This is a genomic window from Pantoea allii (assembly GCF_002307475.1).
Classification (GTDB): Bacteria; Pseudomonadota; Gammaproteobacteria; order Enterobacterales; family Enterobacteriaceae; genus Pantoea; species Pantoea allii.
In genome coordinates this window covers 325,841-346,142 of the sequence record NZ_NTMH01000040.1, presented here as the reverse complement: position 1 = coordinate 346,142, position 20,302 = coordinate 325,841, and the positions used below count along the sequence as shown (strand labels likewise).

21 protein-coding genes and 1 pseudogene are annotated in these 20,302 nt (G+C 53.1%); all 22 read right to left on the bottom strand.

The window, feature by feature from the left end:
• Window positions 1–62 precede the first annotated feature (62 nt).
• Window positions 63–1,370, bottom strand: a complete 1,308-nt coding sequence (locus tag CMR03_RS18730) for a tail fiber domain-containing protein (protein ID WP_096012306.1) — start codon at window positions 1,368–1,370, stop codon at window positions 63–65.
• 63 nt (window positions 1,371–1,433) lie between these two features.
• Window positions 1,434–1,658, bottom strand: a complete 225-nt coding sequence (cor, locus tag CMR03_RS18725; RefSeq protein WP_096012305.1) for a phage exclusion lipoprotein Cor — start codon at window positions 1,656–1,658, stop codon at window positions 1,434–1,436.
• Between the two features lie 85 nt (window positions 1,659–1,743).
• Window positions 1,744–2,415: a hypothetical protein gene (locus CMR03_RS18720; protein ID WP_096012304.1), complete on the bottom strand. Its 672-nt coding sequence runs from the start codon at window positions 2,413–2,415 to the stop codon at window positions 1,744–1,746.
• A 3-nt stretch (window positions 2,416–2,418) separates the two neighbouring features.
• A complete protein-coding gene (locus tag CMR03_RS18715; RefSeq protein WP_096012303.1) occupies window positions 2,419–2,730 on the bottom strand; it encodes a hypothetical protein in 312 nt (103 codons plus the stop codon).
• Window positions 2,730–5,972, bottom strand: coding sequence for a TipJ family phage tail tip protein (locus tag CMR03_RS18710; protein WP_096012302.1), 3,243 nt, complete (start codon window positions 5,970–5,972; stop codon window positions 2,730–2,732). Before CMR03_RS18710 ends, CMR03_RS18715 begins: the two co-directional genes overlap by 1 nt.
• 51 nt (window positions 5,973–6,023) lie before the next feature.
• The gene (locus tag CMR03_RS18705; RefSeq protein ID WP_096012301.1) at window positions 6,024–6,638 is read right to left on the bottom strand and encodes a tail assembly protein; all 615 of its coding nucleotides are present in this window, start codon (window positions 6,636–6,638) and stop codon (window positions 6,024–6,026) included.
• Window positions 6,631–7,350 carry a C40 family peptidase gene (locus tag CMR03_RS18700; protein WP_096012300.1) on the bottom strand — a complete coding sequence of 240 codons (720 nt, stop codon included), beginning with the start codon at window positions 7,348–7,350 and terminating at the stop codon, window positions 6,631–6,633. The genes CMR03_RS18705 and CMR03_RS18700 overlap by 8 nt, the downstream gene beginning before the upstream one ends.
• 2 nt (window positions 7,351–7,352) lie before the next feature.
• Window positions 7,353–8,090 carry a phage minor tail protein L gene (locus tag CMR03_RS18695; protein WP_096012299.1) on the bottom strand — a complete coding sequence of 246 codons (738 nt, stop codon included), beginning with the start codon at window positions 8,088–8,090 and terminating at the stop codon, window positions 7,353–7,355.
• 51 nt (window positions 8,091–8,141) lie between these two features.
• Window positions 8,142–8,483, bottom strand: coding sequence for a phage tail protein (locus tag CMR03_RS18690; protein ID WP_096012298.1), 342 nt, complete (start codon window positions 8,481–8,483; stop codon window positions 8,142–8,144).
• 9 nt (window positions 8,484–8,492) lie between these two features.
• Entirely contained in the window at window positions 8,493–11,837 is a 3,345-nt protein-coding gene (locus CMR03_RS18685; protein WP_096012297.1) for a phage tail tape measure protein, read from the bottom strand.
• A gap of 20 nt (window positions 11,838–11,857) precedes the next feature.
• Window positions 11,858–12,130, bottom strand: a complete 273-nt coding sequence (locus CMR03_RS18680; protein ID WP_096012529.1) for a phage tail assembly protein T — start codon at window positions 12,128–12,130, stop codon at window positions 11,858–11,860.
• A gap of 23 nt (window positions 12,131–12,153) precedes the next feature.
• Window positions 12,154–12,564 (bottom strand): phage tail assembly chaperone, encoded by a 411-nt coding sequence (locus CMR03_RS18675; protein ID WP_082999227.1) that lies wholly within the window; start codon window positions 12,562–12,564, stop codon window positions 12,154–12,156.
• Between the two features lie 70 nt (window positions 12,565–12,634).
• A complete protein-coding gene (locus CMR03_RS18670) occupies window positions 12,635–13,090 on the bottom strand; it encodes a phage tail tube protein (protein WP_082999270.1) in 456 nt (151 codons plus the stop codon).
• A 55-nt stretch (window positions 13,091–13,145) separates the two neighbouring features.
• Entirely contained in the window at window positions 13,146–13,493 is a 348-nt protein-coding gene (gp17, locus tag CMR03_RS18665) for a tail completion protein gp17 (RefSeq protein WP_096012296.1), read from the bottom strand.
• Window positions 13,490–13,936, bottom strand: a complete 447-nt coding sequence (locus tag CMR03_RS18660) for an HK97-gp10 family putative phage morphogenesis protein (RefSeq protein WP_096012295.1) — start codon at window positions 13,934–13,936, stop codon at window positions 13,490–13,492. The genes gp17 and CMR03_RS18660 overlap by 4 nt, the downstream gene beginning before the upstream one ends.
• Window positions 13,933–14,271 (bottom strand): phage head closure protein, encoded by a 339-nt coding sequence (locus tag CMR03_RS18655; protein ID WP_096012294.1) that lies wholly within the window; start codon window positions 14,269–14,271, stop codon window positions 13,933–13,935. Before CMR03_RS18655 ends, CMR03_RS18660 begins: the two co-directional genes overlap by 4 nt.
• Window positions 14,272–14,279: 8 nt before the next feature.
• The gene (locus tag CMR03_RS18650) at window positions 14,280–14,609 is read right to left on the bottom strand and encodes a head-tail connector protein (protein ID WP_096012293.1); all 330 of its coding nucleotides are present in this window, start codon (window positions 14,607–14,609) and stop codon (window positions 14,280–14,282) included.
• 41 nt (window positions 14,610–14,650) lie between these two features.
• Window positions 14,651–15,859, bottom strand: a complete 1,209-nt coding sequence (locus tag CMR03_RS18645) for a phage major capsid protein (RefSeq protein WP_096012292.1) — start codon at window positions 15,857–15,859, stop codon at window positions 14,651–14,653.
• Between the two features lie 9 nt (window positions 15,860–15,868).
• Window positions 15,869–16,717 (bottom strand): annotated as a pseudogene (locus tag CMR03_RS18640) (head maturation protease, ClpP-related).
• Window positions 16,718–16,728: 11 nt separating this feature from the next.
• Complete coding sequence (locus tag CMR03_RS18635) at window positions 16,729–18,033, bottom strand: phage portal protein (RefSeq protein WP_096012290.1); 1,305 nt, start codon at window positions 18,031–18,033, stop codon at window positions 16,729–16,731.
• The gene (locus CMR03_RS18630; protein WP_096012289.1) at window positions 18,033–19,763 is read right to left on the bottom strand and encodes a terminase large subunit; all 1,731 of its coding nucleotides are present in this window, start codon (window positions 19,761–19,763) and stop codon (window positions 18,033–18,035) included. The genes CMR03_RS18635 and CMR03_RS18630 overlap by 1 nt, the downstream gene beginning before the upstream one ends.
• Window positions 19,763–20,236 (bottom strand): phage terminase small subunit P27 family, encoded by a 474-nt coding sequence (locus tag CMR03_RS18625; RefSeq protein ID WP_096012288.1) that lies wholly within the window; start codon window positions 20,234–20,236, stop codon window positions 19,763–19,765. The genes CMR03_RS18630 and CMR03_RS18625 overlap by 1 nt, the downstream gene beginning before the upstream one ends.
• Window positions 20,237–20,302: the final 66 nt, after the last annotated feature.

Genomic DNA, 20,302 nt, shown 5'->3' with positions numbered 1-20,302 from the left:
ACCCACCCCGTAAACCTGCTGAGACAGGAGCGGCTGAGTCATTGCCCGGTCGCCGGGCTTTTTTACGATCCTGTTTCTTCGTTGTTGACCGGTTCTTCATTGGTAGGGACATCAAATACAGGTGGCTTCTCTTTACGGGGAGACTCCTGTTCAATACTGATATTTTTGATTTCTTCCGCCCTCTTGCGGATAACTTCCAGAGTTTTCAGTGCCTCGTCGGGTGATTCTGCAAGCTGGTAAAGAATCTCAAAAATAGTCTTGATGGCTTCAGTGTGATAGGCAGCCGCAGCGCCGGCTGTGTTGAGGTATTTGAAATCAGGGATAACTGTGCCGTCCATGAATTTTCTGTCACCATTATTGGTAATAGCCTCAGGACAAATTTTTTCCACATCCTGTGCAATAAGGCCAACCTCTCTTACTCCATCCTTTTTATCGTATGTTGTTCCTCTCCACGACAGTACCGCTGAAAGAGGATCGCTGACAGTCTTGATTTTAGTCTTATGGCGCTCATCTGAACCGTTAACCCATGAGCCAGGAGCCGACGCGTTGCCCGAGCGCTGGAATTCCCAGGAGCCCACATTCGACATCGCCATGAAGTATGACTGAATACTCGTATCACCTGCGCGTCGAATACCTGTTTGAACAAGCTCGTCATACCAGCGATAAACTGTCCAGCCCACAGGCGTACCGGTATTCCCGCCAGAACCTACGTTGTTTAATTCTACACGGTTTCTTTCTCCTGCCCCTACAGCAAGACCACCTGTAGCAGGGCCGGTGATAGGTCCTGTTGTAGTTATGGCTCCGTTTACAGTGCCGCCGGACTTTTTGTCCAGAGTATTAAGCCGTACGTCATTTCCTTGCGCCACCGTATTAGCGGAAGTTCCGTAGCCAACACCAATATTGTCTCGGGCAGCCGGTATATTAGGTAAATCAGCAAGGTTACTTGATTTATCGAGTTTATTTTTGTACTGATTCGCCATGTAACCCCAACTCGGGCCAGTGAACACAGTTCTGTCCGGGCGGATTACATCTACTGACTGCACGTCACTGTAAATTTTTTGCCAGTTCTGGAAATCGAGAATGCGTCCACGCGCTACACTGGCAAAGTCATTAAGGATTTTTTGCGTAATAGCAACCAGCAAAGAGGCCGCTACAGAATTCCAGGCTAACCCGCTGGTTGTCGGGCCATCGAAAGCTACGGCAAGCGTCATTTGGGTGTCTGATGTGATGCTAGCAGCTACCAGTGTGTATGGTGCGCCGCCTACCGTGACGTAAACGAAATCGCCCGTCTTTAGCTCTGTAGTAAAGCTGGTACCGCTTCCGTTTACTGTTGCTGAGTTGTTGGTTAATGCGATAGTGCCTGCTGCCATGGCGATCTCCGGGCAATAAAAAACCCGGCTCAGTGGCCGGGTTATTTGTGATTGGTTTGTTGCTTATTTTTCGCAAGTAGACTGCGTAAAGTTGGTTTTTGATACCCACTTCCAGCCGAAAGGGTTTCCGGCGTAATACTGTGTCTGGTTGGCCTGCTTTCTGACGCCGTAAATCTGAACAGTGGTATCCTGACCACCGATGCTGGCAGTTGCAGTGCACTGTACAGGCGGCAAAGTCTGACATCCAGAGATAAATAATAAAGTAAATAAAACAGCAATTAATTTCATTTTTTCTTCCTTAAACTGGTTTCCAGTGTTTTAATTCATTATGTATATTATTTCAAACAGAATATTCAATCATGACGATCTAATATTAATACCTTGACATATCCACAGCAAAAACTCTGTTTCGAAAGTTGGAATACGTAACATTGCTTACACCACCGGTGGGAACACCTTTGTCTAATATTGAAGCAATAGCTGAACTATTTCCATCATAAAGTGATCTGGCATAAAAAACTGACTGAAAAGGATAGGCCTGCCCACCCTGATTGATCACACCGGTAATTAATCCTGTCATTACCGGGCTTACGGCCCACCGCCCTGAGAGATTTACCGAAATTTTGTAGCCAGCATTCTCATCCCCTTCTGTTCCGAGATTCTGAACATTACTGAGTACTTTAGACTGATTATGAATGATGCAACGACGCGGAGAGGCATTATCAAAAATACCTATGCCGAATTTAGGAGGATTTTGATACTGGTATCCAAATGTGTATAGGGTTATAACGCATGATCTGTTATTGCCTCCGTATGTAAGGACTCCTCGATTTTGGGTGTCTCTGGAATAGAAAGCATAACCATCACCTCCAGATGCATCATAGTAAAACAACCTTAGAACGTTATCGTTCTCATGCACCACCGCCGATCCTAACCCACCTGAAGGTATAGAAAAAGTTTGTTTTCCCATCAGTGTTAATGGCATGGTCCCTTTAATGTAAAAGGGATTACCAGAATTATCAGAAAGAGCAACCCCGAAATCCATATTCTATTTCCTGACAAAAAAAAGAAATGTTCCTGCATAGGCCTGTAGCGTTCCTGTTGAGTAATCAGAATCGCCTGCGGAACTGATGCTGAAATTATTGCCTGAGATACTTACCCTTCGCCTTCCCTTGGGCGAAGTACCCATATTAGCCTGAAAGGTATAATCAAGATAATAGCCAGCCGGAACCTGAAAGGAAAATGATCCGCTTTGTTGACCATTTGCCACTTCGAGGGTCCCGGCTACCAGAATTCTCACTATTCCGGTATTTGTATCTCGGCCCTGAGCATCCCACGTTCCAAAACCCCAATTAGCCATCAAAACTCTCCAGTTAAACGCCCAACCTGAACCAGCGAACCATCAGCAGACAAAACTGATATTCCGGTATTTGTCTGTTTATACTTTCCTTCGCCAGAAACGGATCCATAGTTTTCAATAACACCGGTCTTGAAATTGATGCTGAGGCCCACCTGATTCTGAACGTAATTATCAGACTGGAGCACATCAGTAATATTCCCCCTTCCTATCCATGCAGTACCTATGAACGCCTGGCTGATAAGCACCTGACCGTCTTTTACAACGAAGGGTGAATACACGTTATTTCCACTGCCATTGATAACGACGAACTGGTTAGCATTGACTGCAAAACGCGTGTTGACCTGAGAGCCGTTGATGGTCACAGCAACAGACATACCCGCGTCATAGTTCACGCCCCCATAGCTGATACCCGCCTTCAGCGTGTAAATGGCCGATCCGCCGTTAGCATCTGCATATGCGGTCATTTTTTGCTGAATGGCTGCTGAATTATCCGCGATTGCCTGATTAGTGGATTTGAATCCGGCTGTAACGGTTGTGTTCAGATCAGCAACAGAGCTCTGCGCATCAGCAGCAACCTTTCTGGCCTCAATGATTCCGGCACGGTTCTCTCCGTAGTTCGCCCACTGCTGCTCTACATCGTCATAGTTGGCGAGAATGCTTTCAGCGAGTGCTTTCGGGTCGGTAATGAGCGGCGTCAGCAGCGCCTTGCCGTCTTCAGACTGAAGGTATTCTTCAACCACGCTACCTATCAGCTCGTCAGCGTTGACGTTGGACATACCCGCTTTAAAACCTGTCCAGTCACCGGTATTCCCGATTTTGTCCACCAACCGGGCGCGGTACCAGCGACGAACGCCAGCAGACATCGGTCCGTGCTGATAGCTCACACCCGGATAGGGTACATAAGCAAGGAACTGTGGATTCTGTCCATCAGCGGTTGTGGCAACCTGAATCTCGGTGTAAGCCGTGTCGCCTGAGCCATCAGGAAAGCCCCATGTGACATCAATAGCCCATACCACATTGTCTGTGGCCATCAGGTTAACCGGCGTTCCCGGTTTGCCCGCCTTGCCCGTGATTGTCGTGCTGTCGGAAAATCCCCAGGGTGAAGAGACCTCAGCGGCATTCACCGCCCTGACACGCACGTCATAAACACCGCTGTAAACGCCCCGGATGCTGAAGCTCTGTGCGCTGGTCTGGCTGACGTTAACCCAGTCGCCCTTGTCCTTGCGCCACTGAGCCACGTAGCTGATTGCACCCTCTACCCTGTCCCATGTGGCCTGCATGGAGGCAACAGACAGCCCCTGCTCAACGTAGCTGACCTCTGCCAGTTTGATATTAGCCGGAGCCTTGAGAACATTTATGGGGGTGACGGTGATCGGCGCTGGCTCAATTCGAACGCCATCATCAATATAGCGGTACTTGTTCGGGTCGTGCTGGACGCCCGCGACAGTAAACGTGCCATCGTCATTGCTGGAGATAGAAGTGACGCGGAAATACTGGATAGCCAGATTGTCACTGTCTATCGCCCAGACTGCACCGGCAACAGGCTGGGTTCTGAACGCCGTAGCAACCGTTACTGTTTTTTTATCATCACTGACGGCAGATATTGTGCGTGTCTGTGCCGTTCCGTCTGGCAGATTCGCCACAAGCCTGTCGCCGGCGGCGTAGTCAATGGCGCGGTCAAGTCCGAAGCTACGCCCGTTAACCGAACTCAGCCGCCCGCCGTTTTGCCTGCCGCTTCGGAACGGATCAGCAACGCCGATTATTTCAGCCGGAACCGGAATATAACCGTCCAGGCCAACGCCGAAGGATACCGTGCCGTCTTTGGCGTTCGACAGAATAGCCCAGCGGCCACGGCGGTGCGCTTCACTCTGTGACGTACAGCCAATCGCCGTCAGGCTCATCTCCCGGACGTCATAGCGCTGCACCAGCTCTGAATCGTAAACACCCTCAACCGTATCGGAATAATGGTTGACCGGGTCTGACCAGCTAACCTGACAGGATGAATAGCGGTTCTTGTAACTGCCTCCGGCGTAGCTGAACATGCCGTCAATGACGTTTGCGGCGTGATAGACAAAATCCACATCAACGTTGCCGTTTGAGTCCACCTGCGGCACGTCTGCGTTAATGAATATCTGGTTATTTCCCCAGAAGGTAATGCCACGAAAAATGGCAGCAATATCCTTCAGAACGGTGTAGGCGTCCTGCTGGCTCTGGATGAATACATTACAGGTAAAGCGCGGTTCTGTGCCTCCTGCGCCGTTTGAAACCGGCTCATCGCAGTACTGCGCAATGCTGTAAAGCTCCCACTTATCAATCATGGACGCATCAACGCGGTTACCCATGCCGTAAATTTTATCCAGCACCAGGTCGTAGAAAATCCATGCAGGATTGTTGGTATAAGCGTATTTAAAATCACCAGACCAGCTACCGCTGTAAGTGCGGCTTACAGGGTCATACGTGGTCGGAACGCGCACCAGCTTGCCTTTGGGCTTGCAGGTTACTTTTGGGGCCTGACCGTTGAACTGCTGCGCATTAACTTCAATATAAAGCAGGGCAGTATTGGGATAGCGCAGCTTGCTGTCGATGACCTCTGCGAACGAAAAAACTTTGAAAGCGTTAATGAGCTTTGAGGAATTCGAATCTGCAGTGATACGGCGCACGCGCACCGACCAGCCGCTTGTTGCACGCGGGAGGGTGATGCGGTGATCGCGCTGGTATTCCGATGTGGTTTTGCCGCTGAAACGACCATCCACAACCTGCACCCATGACCCGCCATCGGTTGACAGGTCGATTGCATACTGCGTCACCGTGCCGACCATGTCGCCGTTGTCTTTGTACTGATACTGCAAGGGAAGGCTGAGTTTGATGCGCACGGCATCCAGCGACAGGTTGGTATACTGGCGCGTCCAGGGCACAGACTGTGTGACGGTCACGCCAACGGACAGCTCGTTATCCACTTCCGGCATGCCCGGAATGTAGGTCTGGTCCTGCGTGCCCTTCCTCCAGTCCCACACCACGCCAGTGAAATTATAGGTGCCGTCATCATTGGCAAGCTGCGTGTCGTTCAGGTAAATCTGCTGCGCCGTTAAGTCTCCCTGAATTTCGCCTTCAGAGATTGCAACCAGCAGTTTTAATTTGGCGACGGAAAGCAGGTCGTCTGGCTGCTCAACGGGCGTGTGCGCTTCACCGCCGCCACCGCCCTTGTTACCCTGGTATATGATTTCGCCGTCAAGAAGCCGCATATTTCACCCATAAAAAAAGCCACCCGGAGGTGGCCTGTCTGATTCTGAATTTTACTGCTGATCGCTGGTAAAACTGCCCGCGCTGATGATCGCACCGCCAATTTCCCGCTGGCCGTAAAGCACCGGCACCGGATAACCCATTGCAACGGTGTTGACCGGTGCGCCAAAGGCATAGTTGGGTTTGTTATCGGTGCTGGACGATGCGCCTACGTTGTACTTCGGCTGCGGGGTCAGCATCTGCACCACGCCGCCCAGCAACATACTGATACCCAGCCCGGTTAATGCCGTGGTCACACCGGTTGCCGCTGCGGCGCTCAGTCCAAAGGCCGCCAGTGATGCGCCTGCCGTGAAATAAGCAGCAACGAGCGCAACAGCGCCGATAACGACCTGAAGCATGCCCCCGCGCTTGGAGCCTTCAATAATGGGTTCCATCTCAAACTCAGCAGACGCTGAGCACATATCAAACTCCTGTAGCGAGATATTGTCTCTGCCACTGAAAAAAGCAAAACGGACACCGTTAAGATGCGCGTTAGATACGTACTTTTTGAAGCCCGGCACCTGTGAACACATAGCGCGGATAAGTTCGCGCAGGTCTGCAACGTGGAAACGGTGAACCGGCCCAAACTTTTTTGCCATGATCCCTTTTAAACGCATCGTTTTAAGCATCAGCCAGCTCCTTTCGGCGCACGACACGCACGGTGCGGTTACGCCAGTAATCGCCATAGGGAACGCGCGTGGATAAATTGCCCGAGTTATGATGAAGAATGAGGTTGTTACCCAGATATATTGCCGCGTGGTTGGTGACGGGCGACTGAATGCGCATCATGATCATGTCGCCTTCGCGCATGTCCTGAAGTGGCACCTCGATAAAGCCCTCAGCCTGCCAGTTATCGTCATAACGGTTTTCTTTGCCGTTCAGCCACCATTCATAATCCACCGACCAGTTATTCAGCGTGATGCCGTGTTCCTGACGGTAGTAATCCATGATGAGCGTCCAGCAGTCAGCAAAGCCCAGCACCCACTGACGCCCGACCAGCTCACGTTCCCCCCGCGGGCTGATGGTGCAGAAATCGCCGTCCGGCCACGACATGATCCCCCACTCCACGCCGGAGTAATCACACTGCACACGGTCACGTTCAGACGGGATAAGCTGAGGCACATCCGGGTGAGAGTGAATAACCATCAGAACTGAACCCTGCTGCTCAGCCTGGCGTTTTTCCTCTGGAGAGATTGCAAAATGCTCGGTTGGATTATCTGAAATATTTTTGCAGGGGATGTATCTCTGCGCCCTGCCTGACTGAACCACCAGCCCGCAGGCTTCTTTCGGATATTCAGCGGCCACATGCTCGGTAATTGCCGCCATGATTTTTTCGCGCATCGCTATTTCCCCTGAAGGTTAGCAGCGGGGAAGCCGCCGAATGGCAGCGGTTCACTGTCACCAAAACGCGCCTTGCAGTCAGCCAGGCGACCACCGCAAACGTCCTTTGACGGGTCTGATGTTGCCGAACCGTCTTTGCCGAAATAACGGGTGCCTGCATAGTCACAGCCGGTTCCGGTACGGTACCAGCCACGCATACACCAGGTGCAGACAGGCGTAATCTGACGCGAAGGTAGCTGCAGGCTCTGAATGTCAAATGGAGAACAGAGCTCAAAATCGACCTGATTGCGGTTTTCGGCGGTCTTGGAATTGATGTAGAAAACCTGAAGCCGCTCTTCCTGTGGATTGGCGTTGGCGTTGCCCTCTGTCCAGTTGGCCGCATCAAGGTATTTCACCATCGTTGTGTGAATTTTTACCTTTGCCTTAACCATATCGTCGAACTGAAGGCAAAGCGCAGTGACGTAGTTACCCACGTTGCCGACAGAAAGTTTTGGCGTGGGCTGAGAACCGGAGCTGGTCATTTCAAGCCCGGTCAGCTCGTAAGGGTGTGGATCGTACTCGTTGCCCTGCCAGATGATGGAGGGCAGGTTTTCCGTAGCAAAAGATTTCCAGCCCTCGGCTGAGATGTTGTAGGCATGGAAGCGGAGAACGGTATCTAGCCCGAAGGCCGTACCGTCAATTTCTATCAGATGCACCAGGCTTCCCGGCTCCAGCGTCTGAATATCCTGATTAAAGCTCATTTTTCACCCATAAAAAAAGGACGCCGGAGCGTCCTGTTGATGCGTGACATGTCACGGCGCGAAAGCCTGCTCAAACGTGAAGGCGATCTCCGCAAAGCTGCCGTTAACAAATTTTGGATTGATGGAGTCAGCCTTAACGCGATAAAGGTTTTTCTCTCCCCAGGGGTTAGTCCACCAGAATGACGCTGTAACGTGGCTGCGTAGAAAAGTGCGAACCTCTGCCATAGCTGTTTTGTTACCGTTACACGTCAGCGACCATGATTCTGACTGATCGTTAATCCCCCGGCCTGCCACCTGTTTGTAGCCGTCTCCGAACTGCGCCTGTATGACTGAGACTGCAACCTGCTCACTGGCTTCTACCCGTGCGCACCAGGTAAATGTGTCTGTAGCCATAAATTCCCCTTAAGCGGGCCTGTAGAGCAGACCACCCGGTGATATTTCCTTTTTAATCCGTTCAGTCAGCGTGGTTTCAACGATGCCTTTAAGCTGTTTCGCCGCACTCAGGGTACCGCTGGCTGATGCATCACCCGAAGACTCGCCCTGGACGACACTCACCGATGCATTTACAACAATACCGCCGCCATTACTGCCAGCGCGATCAACGCCTGATGAGAATGCAGGTGTGCCATTACCCACCACGCCGCCATCGGCGTAGCCTTTCATCATGGAGTAAAGGTTGGAAACGCCAATGCGTTCAGTGGCTTCTTTGGTAAACACGAACTCGCCTTTATGCACCACGCCAGCAGGCTCATGTTTTCCACCCCATCCGGTAAATCCGCCACCGTCATAGCCGGTATAGCTGGTTGCAAGCCCCATGGCCCCGGTAGATGCTGCCCCTGCTGAGCCAGCCGCCACGCCGCCGAAGCTTCCCGCCACCGAGCCCAGAATACTGCCCAGTGACGAACCGCTGCTGCCGACTGCATTGACAATCGCAATCTGAAGCGCGACCTTCGATATCATCTGAAGCACAGACAGGCCCCACGACTTCCAGTCGGCTTTACTGCCAACCAGCATGGAAGACATGTTATCAAGCGCACTGCTCATGGTACTGGTAATGCCCTGGGAAACTGTGCCGGCCACATTACTGACGCTCTCAAGCCAGTTTTCGTAACCTTTACTGATACCTGAGCGCCAGTCTGCATCAGCCGCCGCGATGGCTTTATATTTGGCGTCCAGCTCATCCAGTGCGGCTTTCTGAGCGGCAACCGCCTGTGTCCCTTTGTCGGTCTTGTCGAAAAACCGGTTAATCTGCTGGGTTTCATCAAAACGGGAACGTTGACGATCGCTCAGCCCGCGGGTTTCAGTCGTCAGCGTCGATTCGTCACGAAGCTTTCTGGCGGCCTGCGTTAAATCCTTTAACGCTTCAGCCTGCTCATTCTGCTTTTTAACGTTTGCATCGGCCTTCTGCGTCCAGCGCTCAAGCTCTGTCGCATTGTCACGGATGCTTTTACGCTGCTCTTCTGTCCATTTGGTGCCTGCCTGATGAGAAGCAGCATAAAGCTCTGAGGCTTTTTCACCCTGTGTTGCCCTGACCTTCTGCACCTCAATGGCTACGCTCAGATCGGCAATTTTCCGGCTGTACTGTTCAGCGGTTGTGGCCGCTTCACGCTCTGCCTTGTTTTTTGCGTTGGTCGCGGAAGTGTCAGATTTTTTGGCTTCTGAAACTTTCTGCGTATTGTTGTACTCATCCTCCAGCGCCTTGACGTACTGCATGGAGTACTTAGCATTTTCAACGCCAGTACGTCCCATTTTTTCCAGGTCAAACTGAGCCTGTTTCCTGACTTTCGCCAGGCCAGTTAATCCGGCCAGCTCAGCGGCCTGTTGCTTCTGCTGAAGTGTCTGCTGATCCGGCGCACTCACTGCCGCCTGTGGCACAGCCATTGGTGACCTGACCAGGCCATTACGTGAGGCCAGAAGCTGGTTACCCAGCGAAAGCAGACGGTTAAACTCGGTGTTTTCGCCGTTCATGCTCACCAGCGACTGGTAAGCGGCATTCTGCCGCCATGCCTGTTCGCGTATCAGATCATTACGGCGGCGCTCAATCGCCTCCAGCGCCTGCTGAATGTCAGCAGAGCGGCCGCGAAGCTGATAAAGCCGCTCCTCCTCTACCCTGAGATTGCCCGTGAGGATCGCCATTGCACGGGTTATGTTGGCCTCATTTTCGCTGCTGAGTCCGGTACTGCCCCGTGCGCTGCTGAGGTCGGCCATCTGCTGCTTAACTTCGGCAACTTTGGCCTTCTGCTCGTCAATCAGGCGGTTTTGTTCGTTCAGCGCCTCAATGGTTTTGCCCCGGTTTTCATCGACCTGTGGCAGCGCCAGCGACTGTGCCTTTTTTCTGACCTCATCAATCGTGCTGCCGTATTCCTGCGCGGACTTTCTGGCCTGCTCCTGATTCTGATACATCGTGTACCAGGCACCGGCACCGAGCAGCACCAGCCCCGGAATGCCGCCAACCAGCGACAGCAGACCAGCACCCGCCGTTTTCATCAGCCCCACTGCCGATGTGGCGGCGTTAAGCGATTCCTGTGACGTGGTGACGGCACGGTTTGACAGCACCAGTTTCGCGTTGGCCGCAATCATCGCACTGCGCTTTTCGGTCAGGTTCTGCGTGGCGAGTGCGGAGGCGTTGGTGTTTTTGGCCACGTTAGCTTCGGCCAGCGCCAGATTAAAATCAGAGCGGGCTGCTTCGGCATTCGCCAGCGCCTTACGCTGTGCCTGCACGGCGGCAACCGCCTGGGCATCGGCAAGCGCTATCTGGTTTCTGCGGTTTTCAAGCAGCGCGGCGGTAGCACTGGCAACGCCGGCAGTCATCCCACCAAAATAGCGGGCAACGCCTACGGCAACCAGCACGCCAGCGGCGGTTGCCACGTTATTGATGTTGCCCGCAAGACCGTCAAGGGTGCGGGCCAGCGCGGCTGATGCGCCGGTTGCCTCGTTGGTGCCGCCCACCCACGCCATAAAGGCGTTTTCCACTTTCTGAGCGGAGCCGCTTACGGAAGCAGGCAGCGTGTCAAACTCTTTGCGCAGCAGTTCGACATTGGTCAGGATCGGAATAAGCTTGTCGGTCGTCAACTGACCGTTGTTCGCCATGTTGCGCAGACCGCCAATCGTGGTGTTCAGACCGGTAGCCAGCAACTTTGCCAGCCTGCCGCCGTTTTCCATGATGGCATTAAATTCTTCACCGCGCAGGACGCCGGAGCCCAGCGCCTGACTGAGCTGTGTAATAACAGAACTGGCTTCTTCCGTACTGGCACCGGAAAGCTTAAGCGAGGTCGCTACGGTTTCGGTTACTTTCGCAACGTCCTGTGACGCATACCCCGCATCACGCAGTGATGACGCGATACGGCTGTAAAGGTTGGCGTTGGCCTCAAAAGACGTACCTGTCCGCTGGCTGACGTCCATCAGCGTTTTCTGTGCGCTGGTAAAATCCTCTGTTGAGGTAGATGCCAGCTTAAGGCGACCGCTGAGCTGATTCCAGGTATCGGCATAATGGATAAGCTGGCCGGTTGCAAATGCACCGGCAAAAGCACCCGCCATGCCGGTAGCAGTGGCCCGCACTGAGGCAAGCTGTGAATTAAGTTCTGTCAGCGCCCGCTGTGATTCACGCGAGGACGCCGCTGCCCTGCGCCCTCCCTGCTCCATCGTCTTGTAATAATCGGCACCCATACGTGAAGCGCGCGAAATCTCAGACTGAAACGAGGATGAGTTTGCAGAAATTTTGATAATGAGTTCGCGGAGCGTAGCCATTTTTTACCCTTTATGTCCGGTTACGCACAGAGTTCGCCGAGAAAGTTTTCCAGCCCGTCAGATTCTTCCTGCTGCTGATCGCTGTGGCCCCACCTGAGCAGGAGATCGTCAATGCTGAACTTGCCGCCCTGAGCGTTAAGCGTGGCAGCAGCAACCTGCGCCGCCTGAATGTCGCCGCGCCTGTCACCAATCGGGCTGATGCGGTCAAACTCGATCCACATTCTGAGTTCTGAAGCCGTCAGTGAAGTCTTGAGTTCGTGCAGCGTGCGCCCCAGACGGAGCGCAAGCGTCATCAGGAAGAACATGCCGGGCGATTTTACTTTGCTTCTGCGTCTGCCTGTGACGTGCTGAGCTGAAGGGCCTGCTTCAGAAGGCGGGCATGAACGGGACCGTAAATGCCCTGAACCTGCTCACGGTCTTCAGGCAGGAATACCGGCATCATGTCTTCATCCAGGACCACGTCAATAAACAGCATCACATCGGCTTTGATGTTGCGGTGTGCGATCTGCGCCGGAGTCAGCGCGTCTTCTTCTTCGCCTTCTTTAAGAGCAGGGCGAATGACGGATTCCCACTCAAGCCACGCCTGTGACGAGGGTTCGCGGATGTTTACACGCACACCCTGCCATTCTGGCACGGTGACGCTGGCAGTACGGAAACCGGACGATGGAGCAAGCGCCAGAGCGCGAAGTGAAGCCGGTGATGCTTTGTTCTGTGCTGTTTTGGACATTTCATAATTCCTGCTGGCGTCGATGCCATATATAAAAGATGAAAAGCGCCCGCAGGCGCATCAGTGGAAATTAAGAACCGGGCTGACTGGCCTTGATCGGAACCGGCTTGCCTTTCACACGCAGGGAATAGGTCGCACTGACCACCGCCGATGTGCCCGCCGTCCAGGAACTCTGACGGACCTCAACCAGTACGTAAAAGCCGTTACCGGACGGGAACAGAATCCGCAGGGCGCGGAGTTCGTCGTTTTCATAGGCGGTCTGGAGTGACATCTGCGCCTCTTCATCGCCCACCCAGTTACGGGAAATGGACATTTCAGCCGGTGCAGCCAGGCCGTTAGTCTGCTCCTGCTCGGTCGAGCAGAGCGTGGTCACGTCAATATCTGACTTCTGACCGCCCGTGTAGGTGATCTCCTTCGTCGCACAGGCGGCTTCCAGCCACTGCGCATTGACTGGATTGGCAACCGTCACCGGGCCAGATGACACGCCAAAGGTCATCCCCTTCGTTTTTTCATACTTACTGGACATGCTTTTCTCCAAAATAAAAAAGCCACCCGAAGGTGGCATGGTGATTTGGTGTGGATCAGTTGATAATGCGCACGTCGAGCATGGCGCGGTAAAGTGCCGTGTCCGGCTCGTAGCCGTTAGTGTCGCTCATGTCGCTGTAACCGAGCGGCTCAAGCGCACTGCGGACCTCTTCACGAATTAGCCTGGCCTCATCGATACTGCTGGCGTAAACATCCACCTGAAGCGAAGCGGTTTTCTCTGCCGGACCGCACAGCACATCCGCTGAAACTTCAGTGATGATGGAAAAAACCACCCACGGCGCGGTGACTGTCGGTTCGCCCTGCGGATTGAGTGGCACAACGTAGGGATAAACCCTGCCACCTGCTATACCAGCCAGCAGCGGGTAAACGTCTGCCTCTTTCATTTTGCCAGCACCTTATCGATTGACCGGTTCGCCACCTCAAAGGCCGCTTTCGCCGCATCTTCCTGTCGGGCGTCATAGGCCGGGCGCAGAAACGGCACAGGCGGCATCTTTGACGTGCCCAGTTCCAGAAAGCGCCAGTAATAAGCATTATTGCGGTCACCCGTTTTCATCTTACCGTCACTTTTACCCGTAACCGGGTTAGTGCCGCGCACATGTACACCAGAAGCAATACCGCCATCGCGCTCCCGGAGCGTGGCCACAACGATATTACGGGCCAGCCGACCGGTTTTGCGTGGGGCGCGCTTTTTGGCTTCGTCACGGACCACCGTGGCGGCGGCGCGTGTCGCGTCACGAAGAACTTTACGATTTTCGGCTTTACTGAGCGTATTCAGGTCATCTGACAGGTCAATAAGGCCGGAAAAGTCGAGTCGCGTGTCGATCATGGTTCAACTCCCTGCTTACACAAAATTTCCAGCCTGACACCCTTGCTGTCTGGGATTGGTGGACCTGAAACGTTCAGGACCTTTCCTTTAAATGGCCCCGTCAGACATAAAATCCTTGATGCTGCTGTGATATCGCTGCGATAGCGCATCCAGACCCTGATCGTGGATTCTGCCCTTTCGGCATCGGCGGTCATCATTTCCCGCCCGCTGATACCCTTTACCTCTGCCCTGACCGTTGCAACATCAATCCACAATTTCTGCGGTTGCCCGGACAGTGAGCGTGATGTTGTGAAGTTCTGAATTGTTACGCGGTCCCTTAACCGGCCTGCCTGCATAATCCCCCCTACAGACCGTAGATGCGGTATGGCTGAAGCAGTGATTCAACCGCCAGAGGCAGCGTTGACACCGAAACACCCGTCACGCTGGCCTCACGGTTTTCGTACCAGTGACCGACAAGAAGCAGCACCACCAGCCGGATATCATCATCAAGAAGAAGGCCGTTTTCGTCGGTGGAAAATCCAGGGTCGGCGTTGGTTTCGTAAATATTACGGCGTGTCCACCGTTCAATGTGACGTTTTGCAGCACCGATATAGATGGTCAGCAGCGAATCTTCGCTGGTATCGTCAGTATCAATACGGCAATGCTCCCTGACGGTATCGATTGAAACAATCATGGCTGAATCCGTTAAAAAGCGGCCCGGAGGCCGCGTTGATATCAGCTACCTGAACCGCTCAGGCTACCCCAGACAAACGCTTCAGGACGATACACCGCCAGAGCAAGGCGCTCCTCGCAACGGATGGTGATCATGTTTTTCTCAAAGTCGTCCTGGTTTTCGCTGGAAACCACTACGTTTGCGTCTTCACGATCAAAGAGCTGCGCACCTGCATTAAAGGCACCTGTCAGAAACTTGCCCAGGAATTGCGCGGCCTCGGTCGCCACAACTGGCAGACCCCACAACGTTGGCGAGGTAAGCTGAGCCGGGTTAGCCAGGATGTAGCGGCCCAGATCGTCTTTGCTCAGTTCAATGCCAGCCCAGTCGGTAAAATGCAGGACGTGACCGGTTGCCGGGAAGCGGGCAAGCTGCGCCTGAAGCATGGCAAGACGCAGAACGTCGATGCTGGTCTGTTTTTTTACGGCAAAGGCCTGTTTGAAAGTCACCGCCTGCGGGATGATGCCTTTCAGGTGTGCGCCGGTACCGTCACCGAACAGAATTTCCTGTTCTTCGACATACTGAAGGCCGTAGCGCATTTCGGCATCCACAGTTGACTGAAGCTGTGCAAAGTCGTCCAGAATCTGCTTTGACGCCTTGAACATATGCGCAATGGTGCGAACCGGCGTAGTTTCTTCAGCAAATTTGATATCGCTGTAGGGCTTGGTGGTGTTTTCCGGCACTACGGCCGCGTTATTCGTGAATCCGGTCTGTTTCACGTAATAAATAGTGTTGGACTGCGTGCGGCCCGGCGCAATCAGGTCGCGGATGAACAGTCGCTGTTTCGGTGCGGTATCGATACCTGGCAGACGCTGTGGCGCCACAATCTGGCCCGGTACGTCAACGGTTGTCAGCGCAGCTTTTACCGGAACCGAAATGCGCTTGCTGCCTTCCAGGCTGGAGCGAATATCCTTCATGGCCTCAGCAGATACAAACTGCTGTCCCACGGACTGGATCACTTCTTTAGCTGCGTTAAGCGGCATACTGGCTACGTGCTGTTCCAGTTCGCCTACAGAAGATTTCAGGGTTTTAAACGCATCATTGAGCGCATTATGCTCAAGTGCGATTTTATCCACAGCAGCTTTGGTTTCGGTAGAAAGCTGACCTGAGTTTTTCGCTTCATTCAGTGCACTTTCGGCTTTCTGGCTGAATTCAGCAGACACTTTTTCCAGCTTGTTTGAGACTTTCGTCAACAGATCGTTTACATCAGACATGCTTTTTCCTTATTCGCCGAGCGAAGCCAGCGCGTTTTTGAGTGAGTTAAGTGCTTCAGGGTGGATTTCATCGACAGCGCCCGGCTTGTCGTTCTCTTAGGTGGCAGCGCCCGGCTTGCCACCTAAAGCCTTGAGGTGCTTCCGGCGCTCAGAGCGGGGCATCCCGCCCTTAGCCAGAAAAGCATCAATTTTTCTCAGCGCGGCGGCGGGGCTTTCGTCGTCGCTGGTAATTTCATCGGCTGACAGCAGTGAATCAGCAAAACCTTTATCAATAGCATCGCTGCCGGAAATAAAGGATTCGTTATCCATCAGGGTTTGTACTTCGCTCAGCTTCAGCCCGGAGCGGGCGGCGTAAATATCTGCCATTGCCTTATCAAAAGGCTCAAGCGAGTCCGCATAAGCGCGAAAGTCGTTGCGGTTTCCGGCTGCAATCGTCCAGCAGTTGTGGATCATCAGGAACGCACCTCGCCCCATCTGAATCTCATCACCAGCCATTGCGATTATTGACGCCGCTGAGGCCGCAATGCCCAGCACCTTGACAGTGACCTTGCCTTCATAGGTGACAAGAAGGTTATAGATAGCCAGCCCTTCCCACATGTCACCGCCTGGAGAGTTGATGTTAACCGTCACATCACCGCCGCCAATGCTTCTCAGCGCACCGGAAATCCGGCTGGCCGTAACGCCATCGCCAAACCAGTCCTCGCCAATGGTGTCCAGAATGGAGATCGTGTTATCACCAGACTGGCCCGCTGCACGAATGCCACCGTCCCACCGTTCAAAGGCTGCTGTGGGAAGCTCTGTATTCTGACGTGCAAAAGGACGCCCCTCCGGTGCAACCGGAAGCGTTTTAATCGTCATCTGGGGTTCTCCTAAGCCGCTTTTTTAAGCGGTGAATGTTCCGGTGGAATATCCGGGAAGAGGAAAGCGTGAAGCTTCATCAGGTTACTGGCCTGAACACCAGCGTTGTTTTCACGTAACTGATCCAGCGGTGTGAGGTTAAGCTGCACGGTGTAGATATCGCCACCCTCAATCGGTGGAAGATTTTCCAGACGGCGCACATCGTTACGCGACATCCAGCCATTCTGTAGCGCGGTGGTGTAGTACGCCGAGCGGCCTGCCGTGTCTGCCCGGAGCAACCCTTCAACAGAGAATTCAGCAAACACATCGTCGCTGCCGTCGAGCAGACAGCGTGATATCTCCTGCTCAATGTTGACCAGCAGCGGGCGAAGCGTGTTGGTTAGGAACAGCAGGTTCATCCCCTCAACGCTTGAAGCCCAGCTACTCTGCTTGGTGGTATGCCCGACCATGAAAGGTGGCACGCGGAACCATCGACAGATTTCTTCTATACTGAAAGAGCGCGACTCCAGCATCTGAGCAGCTTCAGGATTGATGGTTACGCCCTGATATTTCATTCCGGCTTCAAGCACCATCACCTTTCCGGCGTTTTTCGAACCGATGAATCGCTCTAAATAACCTCTAAGCCTTTCACGCTGTTTATCGTCCAGGGCGGCATCTGAAGAAAGAAAGCCGGAACTCTGCAATCCGTTTTCAAATATTTTTGCTGCCGCTTCTTCTACCGACATCGCTGCGCCGATCACATCCCGTCCGGTCATCATTGGCATCAGCCCGCAAACGCCGTCCAGGCCAAACCCACGGATATGCATAATGTTCTGAACCGGAATCTCCCGCTGCGTTTTCACTTCCGTGTAGGTGTACTGAAGACTGCCATTGTCGAGCCTTTTTACGACCATGTTTTGAGGAAGCAGAGGCACCAGCGACACCAGCTTTTTACCAATCATCTTTTTCTCAATGAAAGCGTTGCCGCGCAAACATATCGACGCAACGACTGACAGCATGAATCGCGATGGTGTCATTTCAAGGTTTGGGCGGCGGCACAACACCTGATATACGGGGTTATCCAGCGCCAGCACTCGCGATCCGTCAGGCTGACGCTGATAAACCTTAAGCGGAAGCGTGGAAACTGACTCGCTCAGCAGGCGGGTGCATGCCCAGACTGCTGACAGGCGCATTGCTTTATCTGCGGAAACCGTTTTTCCGCTGCTGCTTTTACCCCACCATTCCTCCCAGAACGTGCCGGTAGTCAGGCTGATGGGCACACCCAGCCAGTTCAGGAGCGCACTTTTAACGCGCCCCGGATGCCTGTTTTTTTTCATCAGAAACCTACCATGATCGGGTTATCAAAGAACCCCGTTAAGTCGGGTTTGTCTTCCCCACCGTTCAGTATGAGGCGGCTAAGTCCTGTAAACATGGCTACCGGACCGTCTATCTTCGCCTCCGGCGTGGACTTGTTGGGGAAAATATTCTCGTTTCTGTCAGGCTTTACGGTGACGTTACTCATCATCCAGTTCATAACCGGGTGATTGTCATGATGAATTTTTCCGGCAAAGGTCATGGCCTCGGTTTCTTTCATCGCTTCTGACAGGTTTTTTACCGTCTGTGCGACCTCAACCATTGGCACTCCTTCATCACGCATCGCGAGGCTGAACTGAACGGCTCCCCATGGGTCAAAACCTACCTCACGAAGATTTTCGCCGCTTAGCCAGGCAATCAGGTCTTCTTTAATGACGGCGTGATCCACAACGTCACCATCGGTTAGCGTCAGTGCACCGGTTTCGCTCCAGTCCCGGTAAAGCTCTGCCATCTGACGAGAACAACGCTCCAGCCGCCCTTCAGGAAGCCAGAATTTAAAGTCTGCATGAACGTGACCGCCTGGCGCACGCCAGATTTTCACTGCGGCACAGATATCAATCTTGTTGGCAAGGTCAACACCCACCCAAAGCGGGTAGGTTTTAAGCTCATGCTCAGGAGCCAGTGGCGGGCAGGCCTCCCACTTCATCATGTCAATCCACGCGGATTCAGCCGTGACCCATATATTGAGGTGCTTTGTCAGAAAGTTATTTCGTGCAGAAACCTGCTCTCTGGCTTTTTTTGCCAGGCGACGCATATCGTCCCAGCGTTTGCACACCCCCAGACCCGGATTGGCCTTCTGCCATACCGACTCATCAAAGGGATCGTCTTCATCATCCAGCGTATAAATGATGGCAAAGAAAGAATCATCCTCAACGATACCGTTAAGCACCTTAGTGGCGTAGTCGCGGGTGTCGTAACAGATTCCCTCTTTATTAAATCCGGCTGTCGTGATGGCAAACAAAAGTGGCTGTGAGCGTGCGCCGGTTGCCGTTTCAAGCACATCCCATACCGCACGGGTGCGGTGTGCGTGAAGTTCATCCACGATTGCGCAGTGAATATTCAGGCCGTCGAGATTGTTGGCATCGCTGGAAAGTGGCTCAAATTTGGAAGCTGTGCGCTCCTGAAAAATCGCCATCTTGTTAAATTCCATCAACCTGCCCAGGGCGGCTTTTGACTGCTTGATCATGTTAACTGCATCGTTAAACACGATTCGGGCCTGGTCGCGAGTCGTGGCCGCAGAATAAACCTCTGCGCCACCTTCGCCATCAGCACCTGCCATATAAAGCCCAATGCCGGAAGAAACTGTCGATTTGGCATTTTTACGCGCTACCTCGTTGTAAGCTGTACGGTAACGCCTGACCATAACCGGCCGGTTTTTTTCGTTAATAACCGGCTTTCCCGTCTGTTCGTTGATTAATGGAATTACGAAGCCAAAAATATTTATCAGAATAAAGATGTGCCAGTCCATCAGGTCAATGGGCTTACCAGCCAGATCGCCTTTGACGTGAGGCACAAATTTATAAAAGTTGAGAATATGCTGCGCACGGCTCTCACTGAAAAAGATATTGCGCTGCTCACCGTCTTTCAGGTCATTGAGGAAACGGGTGCAGGCCTGCTTTACGTATTTTCCGGCAACAATTTCCCCCGCCACAACCCTTTCGGCGTAGCGTATTCCGTCACTGACCTTTGCCATTATTCTCTCGCTTTAAGAAATTCGTCGAACGGGTCAACCTCTCCGGTACCGCCCGTATTCACTTTGCTGCGTGATGCGGGTGTCATACCGAATTCCGACATCATGCCCCTGAGCCGTTTCCACGCATCAGCCATCATGGCAACGCGGGGGTGAGCTTTTATCAGCGTGTCGCCCGTCTGTGTTTTGGTGGTGTACGTCTCGCCTTCTTCATCGAGATAATCACGATGTGTGCGCCATTCAATATAAGCCCCGATCAGAAGTTCCAGCGCCATGCCATCCAGCTTGGTAATTACGCCCATGCAGTCGAGTTCGTCACCCAGCCGCTTGAACCAGTACTTTTCCTGCTTGCTGAAATGCTTCGGAGTTGTGGGTACCCCAGAGGGCGGTTTAGGCTCGTTCTTGTTGACGGCCCGTTTCGAAGGGTTACCCCTCACCAATTGCAGATGGGTAGGGGTTTTCGGCGGTCCTGGCATAATCGAAAACTCCTATCAATCGATGCTTGGGGGAGCCCATAAAAAAGTTTTCTAACCTGCGGCGAT